Annotated in this window: 2 protein-coding genes; both read right to left on the bottom strand. The window is 72.1% G+C overall.

Going from position 1 to position 11,155, the window contains the following annotated elements; all coding sequences use genetic code 11:
- Positions 1-9,922, bottom strand: a 9,922-nt coding sequence (locus tag ABEA26_RS32770) for an SDR family NAD(P)-dependent oxidoreductase (protein WP_345597275.1), incomplete at its 3' end; no start/stop codon positions are given.
- A 58-nt stretch (positions 9,923-9,980) separates the two neighbouring features.
- The coding region (locus ABEA26_RS32765; RefSeq protein ID WP_345597273.1) for a KR domain-containing protein at positions 9,981-11,155 on the bottom strand (1,175 nt) is incomplete at its 5' end.

The raw sequence follows: 11,155 nt of genomic DNA, 5'->3' as shown, positions 1-11,155 counted from the left end.
ACGACTCCACCGACGCCACATGCGCACCCGTACCATCAGCCAACAGCAACGACACCTCTGCGCCGTGACGACGGAGCCGGACGCGCAGGGCACGGGCGCCGACCGCGTGCAGGGAGACGCCGGACCACGCGAACGGCAGCTCGACAGCGCCTTCACCATCCTCGGACGGACCCAGCACCCCAAGGCCGATCGTGTGCAGCGCGGCATCCAACAGGGCAGGGTGCACGCCGAACCCGTCGACGTCGGTGCCGGCGGGCAGTGCGACCTCGGCGTAGAGGTCCTCGCCGTGCCGCCACGCCGACCGCAGTCCCTGGAACAGCGGGCCGTAGGCGTAGCCGGTCTCGGCAAGGGTCTCGTAGTGGGTGTCGACCGCAATGGCCTTGGCCCCGGCCGGCGGCCACTGGGCGAGGGTCTCCGCGACGGGCGGGGCGGTGGACAGGTTCTGCCGGGTCACCGTCCCGGTGGCATGGCGGGTCCAGCTGTCGGCCTGTGCGTCGGCGGGGGCGGAGTAGAGGTGCACCGTGCTGCGGCCCGCGGGGTCCGGAACCGTGGCGGTCACCTGGATCGCGACGGAGCCTGCGTCCGGCAACACCAACGGCGCCTCGACGGTGAGCTCTTCGAGCAGGTCGCAGCCGACCTGGTCGGCGGCGTGCAGCGCGAGGTCGACGAACGCCGTGCCGGGCAGCAGGACCGAGTCGAGCACGGTGTGGTCGGCGAGCCAGGGGTGCGTGTCGACAGACAGCTGTCCGGTCAGTACCACTCCGTCGGTGTCCGCCAGGGTCATCGCCCCGGACAGCAGGGCATGGCCTGCCGGGCGCATGCCCGTCGAGGAGACGTCGATGCTCGCCCCGTCGGCCGGGGCGAGCCAGTAGCGTCGGCGTTGGAAGGGATAGGTGGGCAGGTCGACGTGGGTGGCCTGCTGCCCCGCGAACATCGCCTGCCAGTCCAACTCCACGCCGTGGACATGGGCTTCGGCAACCGAGATCACGAAGCGGCGTGCCTCTTCCTCGTCGCGGCGCAGGGTGCCCAGGGCGACCGCGTCGTCCTGACCGGCCTCCTCGAAGGTCTCCTGCAGACCGAGGTTGAGCACCGGGTGCGGACTCACCTCGACGAAGACCGTGTGCCCGGCGTCGAGTGCCGCGTACGCGGCCGATGTGAACTGGACGGTGGATCGCAGGTTGCGGTACCAGTAGCCGTCGTTGAGCTCGGCCGTGTCCAGCAGGCCGCCCGTCACCGTGGAGAAGAACGGCACCGTGCTCGAACGCGGGGAAACGCCCTTCAGCGCGGCGGTCACCTCGTCCGCGATGGACTCCACCTGGGCCGAGTGCGAGGCGTAGTCCACCGCGACGCGCTTGACGCGCACTCCGGCGGCCCTGCACGCGTCTGCCAGTTCGGCCAGTGCGTCCGACTCGCCGGAGACGACCACCGAGGAGGGTCCGTTGACGGCGGCCACGGAGATGCGGCCGTCCCAGGCGGTCAGGCGTTCACGTACCTCGTCCAAGGGCAGCGACACGAACACCATGCCGCCCTTGCCGCAGAGTTGGAGCAGCGCCCGGCCGCGCAGGGCCACCAAGCGTGCGCCGTCCTCCAGCGACAGGCCACCGGCGACGCAGGCCGCCGCGATCTCACCCTGGGAATGGCCGATGACTGCGGCCGGCGCCACGCCGCAGGCCCGCCAGAGCTCGGCGAGGGAGATCATCACCGCCCACAGGACCGGCTGGACCACGTCGGCGCGGTCGTAGCCCGGGGCGCCCGCCTCGCCGCGTACGACGTCCAGCAGACGCCAGTCCGTGAAGGGCTCCAGAGCCGCCGCGCACTCCGCCATCCGCGCCGCGAACACCGGCGAGGACTCCAGGAGCCCGGCGGCCATGCCCGTCCACTGTGCGCCCTGGCCGGGGAACACGAACACCGGGCGCACGGGTCCGTCCGCTGCGCCGTGTACCAGGTTGGGGGCCGCGCCGCCCGCCGCGAGAGCCGCAAGGCCGGAGCGGAAGCCGTCCGTGTCCTGTGCCACGACCGCCGCACGATGGGTGAAGCGCGCCCGGGTCGTCGCCAACGCCCGTCCGAGCAGGGCAGGTTCGGGTCCTTGCGTACCGTCGATGAGCTGCCGCAGCCGCTCGGCCTGGGCCCGCAGTGCTTCCTCCGACCTGGCGGACAGCACCAGGGGCACGTCCCCGCTCAGGACGGGGGCGAGAGCGGCAGGTGCCGGCTCCGGGGCCTGCTCCGGGGCCTGCTCCAGGATGACGTGGGCGTTGGTGCCGCTGATGCCGAACGAGGAGACTCCGGCCCTGCGCGGCATGCCTGTCTCCGGCCAGGCCACGGACTCCGTCAGCAGCTCGACCGTCCCCGCCGACCAGTCGACCTGGGGTGTCGGCTCGTCCACGTGCAGGGTGCGCGGCAGCACACCCTCCCGCATCGCCATGACCATCTTGATCACACCCGCGACGCCCGAAGCGGCCTGTGCGTGCCCGATGTTGGACTTCAGCGAGCCGAGCAGCAGTGGCCGGTTCTCCGGCCGGTTCTGCCCGTAGGTCGCGATCAGGGCCTGCGCCTCGATCGGGTCGCCGAGACGGGTACCCGTGCCGTGCGCCTCCACCGCGTCCACCTGCGACGCCGACAGACCGGCGTTCGCCAACGCCTGACGGATCACACGCTGCTGCGACGGACCGTTCGGCGCCGTCAGACCATTGCTCGCACCGTCCTGGTTCACCGCACTGCCGCGCACCACCGCAAGAACCCGGTGACCATTGCGCCGCGCGTCCGAGAGCCGCTCCACCAGGAGCACGCCCACACCTTCGGACCAGGCGGTGCCGTCGGCGCCGGCGGCGAAGGCCTTGCAGCGGGCGTTGACGGCGAGGCCGCCGTGCCCGCTGAACTCCGTGAAGACTCCCGAGCCACCCATGATCATGGCGCCGGAGGCCAGCGCCATCGAGCACTCGCCCGATCGCAGCGCCTGGATGGCCAGGTGCAGCGCGACCAGCGAGGAGGAGCATGCCGTGTCGACCGATACGGCGGGGCCTTCCAGGCCGAAGGTGTAGGCGACGCGCCCGGACACGACGCTGCCCGCCGTCCCGGTCAGCACGTGCCCGGCGACGCCGTCCGGCAGCTGCGCGAGCGAGGTGGCGTACCCGGAGGACGAGGTGCCGGTGAAGACGCCGGTCCGGCTGCCCCGCACCGTGGCGGGGTCGATGCCCGCGCGCTCGAAGACCTCCCAGGAGGCTTCGAGGAGCAGCCGCTGCTGCGGGTCCATCGCCAGCGCCTCACGCGGCGAGATGCCGAAGAAGCCGGCGTCGAACTCCGCCGCATCGTAGACGAATCCGCCCTCCTGGGGCAGGCCGTCGGGCCCACCCTCCGCGGTGTCCGGCAGTCGCCAGCCGCGGTCCGTGGGGAAGGCCGCTATGCCGTCCGTCCCCGTGGCGACGAGCCGCCACAGGTCCTCCGGCGAGCTGACGCCGCCGGGGTAGCGGCAGCTCATCGCCACGATGGCGATGGTTGCGTCGCTGTCCGCCGTGCCGGTGCGCACAGCGGCCGCGGGCGTCCCGTCCGTGCCGGGCGCCTCGACCAGTTCGGCATGCAGACGGTCGGCCATCACGGTCGGCGTCGGGTAGTCGAAGATCAGTGAGGCGGGCAGCCGCAGGCCGGTGGCCGCGCCCAGGCGGTTGCGCAGTTCGACGGCCGTGAGCGAGTCGAAGCCGAGGTCCTTGAAGGCCCGGTCCGGGCGCACGGCGCTCGCCGACGCGTGCCCGAGCACCGCGGCGGCCTGGCCGCTCACCAACTCCACGAGTGTCTGCCGCCGTTCGGCCTCGTCGAGTCCGCGCAGCCGCTGGACAAGCGTGGAAGCGACCTCTCCCGCGGCGGCCACGCCGCGCCGCCTGCCCTGCCTGTGTGCGCCCGAGAGCCCTTCGAAGAGGGCGGGCCGTGCGGTCCTGCCACGCAGGGCAGCCGCGTCCGGCTTCATCGGCACCATGAGCGCGTCATCCACGGCGAGGGCGGCGTCGAAGAGCGCGAGTCCCTCCTCCGCTGTCAGTGCGATCAGAAGCCCGCCGCGCGGGGTGCGTCCCGCGTCCCTCCCGCGCAGTTGGTCGATCATGCCGCCGGCCTGCTCCCACGGGCCCCAGGCCAGGGAGGTCGCGGCGAGGCCCTGGGCACGTCTGGCCCGGGCCAGGGAGTCGAGGAAGGCGTTCGCCGCCGCGTAGTTGCCCTGTCCCGGCGCCCCGAGCAGCCCGGACGTCGAGGAGAAGAGGGCGAACACGCGCAGGTCGAGGTCGCGGGTGAGCCGGTGCAGGTGCCAGGCCGCGTCGAGCTTGGGCCGCAGCACCGCCTCCAGACGGTCGCCGGTGAGCGAGGAGATGACACCGTCGTCGAGGACTCCGGCTGCGTGGACCACTCCGGTCAGCGGGTGCTCGGCCGGGATGCCGGCGAGCAGCGCGGCGAGCGCGTCGGCGTCTGCCACGTCGCAGGACGCCAGGGTGACGTCGGCACCGAGTCCGGTGAGTTCGGCGGCAAGCTCACGTGCGCCCTCGGCGGCTGCGCCGTTGCGGCTGGTGAGCAGCAGGTGCCGGACGCCGTGCGAGGCGACGAGGTGCCGCGCGAGGACGGCTCCGAGCGCTCCGGTACCGCCGGTGATCAGGACGGTCCCGGTGCCGTCGAGCGGCTGCGGGACGGTCAGCACCACCTTGCCGATGTGGCGCGCCTGGCTGAGGAACCGGAAGGCCTCCGGGGCGCGACGCACGTCCCAGTCACGCACGGGCAGCGGGTGCAACGCCCCGCGTTCGAAGAGTGCGACCACCTCGGCCAACATCTGCCCGATCCGCTCGGGTCCCGCCTCGATGACATCGAACGCCCGGTAGTCGACGCCGGGGTGTGCGGCGGCGACCGCTTCCGAGTCCCGGACGTCGGCCTTGCCCATCTCCACGAACCGGCCCCCGCGCGGCAGCAGCCGTATCGAGGCGTCCACGAACGGCCCTGCCAGGGAGTCCAGTACGACGTCGACGCCGCGTCCTCGGGTGCCGGACCTGAACTGTTCCTCGAACTCGAGCGTGCGCGAGGACGCGATCCGTTCGTCGCTCAGACCCAGTTCCCTGAGGGTGTCCCACTTGCCCGGGGAGGCCGTGCCGTAGACCTCGGCGCCCAGGTGCCGTGCCAGCTGGACGGCGGCCATGCCCACCCCGCCCGCGGCGGCGTGCACCAGCACGGATTCGCCGGGCCGCAGCGCGGCCAGGTCGACCAGGCCGTAGTAGGCGGTCAGGAACACGATGGGGACCGAGGCCGCCTGGGTGAACGACCAGCCGTCAGGGATCCTGGCGACCATCCGGTGGTCGGTCACCGCGGTCGGCCCGAAACCGCCGCTGAGCAGGCCCATGACGCGGTCACCGAGCGCGATCCCGGTGACGTCGGGGCCGACCTCGACCACGACGCCCGCGCCCTCGATGCCCATCGTGGCGCGTCCCGGGTACATGTCGAGCGCGATCAGCACGTCGCGGAAGTTCAGCCCCGCGGCGTGTACGGCGACGCGTATCTGGCCGCTTTCCAAGCCGTCGAGGGCCTGCGGGTGGGGCAGCAGGGCCAGGCCGTCGAGGGTGCCCCTGTTTTCGCTGTCGAGCCGCCAGGCGGGGACGCCGTGTGGCGGCAACAGTGCGCCGTCATGTCCCGCGCGCACGAACCGGGGTGCGTAAAACGTCCGTCCTCGCAGGGCGAGTTGCGGCTCTCCGCTGTCGAGCGCCGTCCTCAGGGCCGGTGCGTCGAGTGCGTACGGCTCTGCGGCGTCGAGCAGGACGAATCGGTCCGGGTTTTCCGACTGGGCCGAACGCAGCAGGCCCCAGACAGGTGCGGCGGAAAGGTCGGGCGCCGCGGCCGAGTGGGGTGCCGCTGCCACGTCGTCGTCGGGGCCGACGGCACCGCTGGTCAGCACCAGCAGCCGGGCGGTGTCGAACCGCGTGTCGGCCAGCCACTGCTGGACCAGGGCGAGGGCGCGGTGCGCGGCGCGGTGCGCGGCGGTGTTGTCGTCCGCCCCGGCGGGACGTCCGGTGAAGTCGGCGATCACGACGTCGGGCGCATCGACACCGCCGTCGAGGGCTTCGCCCAGCGCGGCCAGGTTCACGAAGGCGTCGAACGCCTCGGAGGCCGCGGGCCTCGCGTCCTCGTCGGCCGTGAGCGCGACGGCCCACCGTGCTTGGTCGGACGGCTGCTCCCCCCTCGGCGCGGCTTCGGCGACCTCGGTCCAGCCCAGTTGGAACAGCCCGTCCATGGTGGCCGCGGCCTGGGTCCGGAACTGGCCTGCGACCACCTCGCGCAGTACCAACGACTCGACGGCTGCCACGAGTTGACCCGCGCCGTCCGCCAGGTGCAGCGAAACCGCGTCCCGTCCCGCCGGACTGATCCGCATCCGTAGCGTGGTGGCGCCGGTGGCCCGCAGACAGACCCCTCCCCAGGAGAACGGGAGCCAGCCGCGCCCATCGGCGTCGACCGGTTCCCCGGCCGCATCCCGCTCCGCGGCACCACTGAGCAGCCCGCTGACCGCGAGGGCGTGCAGTCCGCAGTCGAGCAGCGCGGGGTGCACACCGAAGCCGGCCACGTCGAGATCGGCCACCGCCACTTCGGCGAGCACCTCGTCGCCCCTGTGCCAGGCCCTGCGCAGCCCCTGGAAGGCCGGGCCGTAGTCGAATCCCCGCACGGAGAGCTGCTCGTACACGGCATCGACGTTGATCGGGGTGGCGTCCTGCGGCGGCCATGCCCGCAGTGTGTCCCGTACGAGCGACGCGGCGGCCTCCTCCGCTGCCGCGTCGGCCGGCGCGAGGAGACCCGTGGCGTGCTGGGTCCAGTCGCTCTCGTCCTCGCCGTCGGGCCTGGCGTGCACGCCGACGGGCCGGCGGCCGTCCGCCTCCGGGGCGCCGACCACCACCTGCACCTGGACCCTGCCGGACGAGGGGAGCGCCAGCGGTGCCTGCAAGGTCAGCTCCTCCACCACCTCGCAGCCAACGCGTTCGCCGGCGTGCAGCGCGAGGTCGACGAAGGCCGTGCCAGGCAGCAGCACCGTACCCATGACGGCGTGATCGGCGAGCCACGGCTGCCGTTGCGCGGACAGCGAACCGGTGAACAGGAACTCGTCGGTGTGCGCGAGCCCCAACGCGGCACCGAGCAGCGGATGCTCCCCCGTGCGCAGCCCGAGCTCGGTCATGCCGCGGGGCGCGGCCCAACTGCTCTTCGGCCAGTAGCGCTCGTGCTGGAAGGCGTAGGTGGGCAGATCCACGCGGCGGGCACCCGTGCCGGCGAAGTACGCCTGCCAGTCGACCGCCTTGCCGCGTACGTGGAGTTCGGCGAGGGCGGTGAGCAGGCTCTCCGGCTCCTCGCGGTTCTTGCGAAGGACCGGTACGAAGGTGATCTCGCCGGAGTCGGAGGTGACGCAGTCCTGCGCCATCGCGGACAGCACACCGTCCGGACCCAGCTCCAGGAACGCCGTCACACCTTCCGCTTCCAGGGTGCGGATGCCGTCCAGGAAACGCACCGCTTCGCGGACGTGACGCACCCAGTACTCCGGATCCTGCACCTCCTCCGCCGACAGGACCTCACCTGTCACATCCGAGATGATCGGCAGCCGAGGGGCGTTGAAGGTCAGTCGCTCCGCGACCTTGCGGAAGTCGTCGAGCATCGCGTCCATACGCGGCGAGTGGAAAGCATGACTCACCCGCAGCCGCTTGGTCTTACGGCCCTCACCCTCGAAGTACGCGGCGATCCGCAAGACCTCTGCCTCGTCACCCGACACCACCGTCGAACGCGGGCCGTTGAGCGCGGCGATCGACACGCCGTCCGTCAGCAGCGGCAGCACCTCGTCCTCCGCCGCCTGCAACGACACCATCGCACCGTCCGTCGGGAGCGCCTGCATCAGACGCCCCCGCGCCGCCACCAGCACGGCAGCGTCCTCCAGCGACAGCACACCGGCCACGCACGCGGCCGACAGCTCACCGATCGAGTGACCCAGCAGGAAGTCGGGCTTCACGCCCCACGACGTCACCAGCTCGAACAGCGCCACCTCGAGCGCGAACAGACCCGCCTGCGTGAACTGCGTCCGATCCAGCAGCTCACCACCCTCGAAAACCACCTCACGAAGGGACTGGTCCAGATGACGGTCCAGCTCCGCGCACACCAGGTCGAACGCGTCCGCGAACGCCGGGAAAGCGGCGTGGAGTTCCCGTCCCATGGCGGGACGGTGCGAACCCTGCCCCGAGAACAGCACCGCCACCGGCTCGTCCTCGCCCGTGGTGGAGCCCACCGCGTCGGCGGTGCCGGGGTCATCCGCCAGTGCGGCGGCCCGACGCAGCAGGGTCTCGGTGTCCTTGCCGATGAGCACGGCCCGGTTCTCCAGCGAGGTCCTGGTCCGCGCCAGCGAGTAACCGATGTCCACGGCGTCGAGGCCGGCTCCGTCGGCGTGGGCCAGTAGGCGTCCGGCCTGAGCGGCGAGCGCCGACGGTGACTTGGCCGAGAGCAGCCACGGAACGACCGGCAGGGACGCCATCGCGGGCTCGGTGGCTTGCTCGGTCTCCGGTGCCTGCTCCAGGATCACGTGCGCGTTGGTGCCGCTCATGCCGAACGAGGAGACGGCGGCGCGGCGCGGCTCGCCCGTCTCGGGCCACTCCACCGGCTCCGTGAGCAGCTCGACGGCCCCGGCCGACCAGTCCACGTGGGAGGACGGCTCGTCGATGTGCAGGGTGCGCGGCAGCACGCCCTCGCGCATCGCCATGATCATCTTAATGACGCCCGCCACGCCGGCGGCGCCCGCCGTGTGACCGATGTTCGACTTCAGCGACCCCAGCCAGAGCGGCCTGCCGCCGGTGCGCTCCTGGCCGTACGTCGCGATGAGGGACCGCGCCTCGATCGGGTCACCGAGGCGGGTGCCCGTGCCGTGTGCCTCCACCGCGTCGACCTGCGCGGCGGAGAGGCTCGCGTTGGCGAGGGCGTCCCGGATCACGCGCCGCTGCGAGGGGCCGTGCGGAACGGTGAGTCCGCTGCTCGCGCCGTCCTGGTTGATCGCCGAGCCTCGGATGACGCCGAGTACGCGGTGGCCGTTGCGACGGGCGTCCGAGAGACGCTCGACCAGCAGGATGCCGACACCCTCGCCCCACCCCGTGCCGTCCGCCGCCTCCGCGAACGCCTTGCACCGGCCGTCCTCGGCGAGGCCCCGCTGCCGGGAGAACTCCAGGAAGGCACCCGGGGTGGCCATGACCGCCACGCCGCCCGCGAGCGCCATGGTGCATTCGCCCTGGCGCAGCGCCTGGGCGGCCCAGTGGAGTGCCACCAGCGACGACGAGCACGCGGTGTCCACGGTCGCGGCGGGGCCCTCGAAGCCGAGGGTGTAGGCGATGCGGCCCGACATGACGCTGGCAGCGCTGCCGATGGCCAGGTAGCCGCCGAGTTCGGCCGTGTCGTGGTGCAGGAGCGAGGCGTAGTCCTGCGCGTTGGATCCGATGAACACCCCGGTCCGGCTGCCGTGCAGGGAGGCGGGATCGATGCCCGCCTGCTCGATGGCCTCCCAGGAGGTTTCGAGGAGGAGCCGCTGCTGCGGGTCCATCGCCAGTGCCTCGCGCGGCGAGACACCGAAGAACTCGGCGTCGAAGTCACCGACGGAACTCAGGAATCCGCCCTGATCGGCATAGGACGTGTCCGGGTTGTCCGGGTCGGGGTCGTAGAGCCCCTCGACGTCCCAGCCACGGTCTTCGGGGAAGCCCGATATCGCGTCGACGCCGTCTGCGACCAGCCGCCACAGCTGCTCGGGCGAACGGACGTCACCGGGAAGGCGGCAGCTCATGCCGACGATGGCAATCGGCTCCTGCTCCTCGGACTCCACCTCCTGGAGCCGCTGCTTCGTCTGGCGAAGCTCAGCGGTCATCCACTTCAGGTGGTCCAGGAGTTTCTCTTCACTCGCCATCGAAACAGCACCGCCCCTTGAGAAAAGCTTGGTTTGCACACGCGTTCACGGGTTCCGGTCAGAACTTCCCGAACTCGCGTTGGATGAGGTCGAACATCTCGTCCGATGTCGCTGACTCGAGGTCGGAGTCCACCGCCGCGGCTGCGGGTTCGCCCGCATCGGGCGGCGGCGACGCCAGGCGGACCTGTGCTCTGCTCCACGTCGTCAGCAGGCCCTGCAGCCGCTCTGTGACGTCCACGCCGTCGACATCGTCCGTGGACAGGCCGGACAGCATCCGTTCCAGCTCGCTGAGCACGGCGGCAACCGAAGTCGAGGCCGCCGCCGAGAGTTCCTGCGCGAGCTCGGCCCGCAGATGGTGCGCCAGCGCGGCAGGGGAAGGGAAGTCGAAGAGCAGGGTGGTGGACAGCCGCAGCCCGGTGTGCCGGGCCAGCCGGTTGCGTACCTCGACCGCCATGAGCGAGTCGAAGCCCAGCTCGACGAAGCCACGCCGGGGCCGGACCGCGTCCGGCGTGGCGTGACCCAGCACGTCCGCCGCCTCCGCGCGCACCAGCTCCAGGACGATGCGGCTCTGCTGCGACTCGTTGGCCGACGCGAGCCGTGCACGCAGCTCGGCCGCCGCGTCGCCGCCACGGCTGTCGCCGTCCACGCCGTCGTGATCCTGGTCCAGAGCCCTTTGCACGTCGGTCAGTTCGCCGAGTAGCAGGCTGGGCCGCCGTACCGTGAAAGCGGGGGCGAACCGCTGCCAGTCCACGTCCGCGACCGTGAGGAGCGTCGCGTCGCCCGCCAGCGCCTGGTGGAGCGCGCCGACGGCCGACTCCGGTGCCATCACGGCAAGACCTCGTCGGCTCAGTTCTCCGCTGGTCCCTTCGGCCATACCGCCCTCGGCCCACGGCCCCCAGCTCACCGAGGTCGCGGTCAGGCCGCGAGCACGACGATCCTCGGCAAGGGCGTCGAGGTGGGCGTTGGCCGCGGCGTAGGCGGCCTGACCGCCGCTGCCCCACACCCCGGCGATGGACGAGAACAACACGAAGGCGTCCAGGTCTGCGCCGTCGTCGCCCAGATACCCGCCCGGGTCGCCGAACAGAGCGTCGAGATGCATGGCGCCTTCCACCTTCGCCCGCAGCACCTCGGTGAACTCCTCGGCGCTCATGTCGGACAGCGGCGTCACCTGTCCCAGGCCGGCGGTGTGGACGACGGAGCGGACCGGCGTACCGGCCTGGCGGAGTCCTTCCA

Source organism: Streptomyces marokkonensis (assembly GCF_039539045.1).
Lineage (GTDB): Bacteria > Actinomycetota > Actinomycetes > Streptomycetales > Streptomycetaceae > Streptomyces > Streptomyces marokkonensis.
This window is presented reverse-complemented; position numbering and strand designations above follow the sequence as displayed.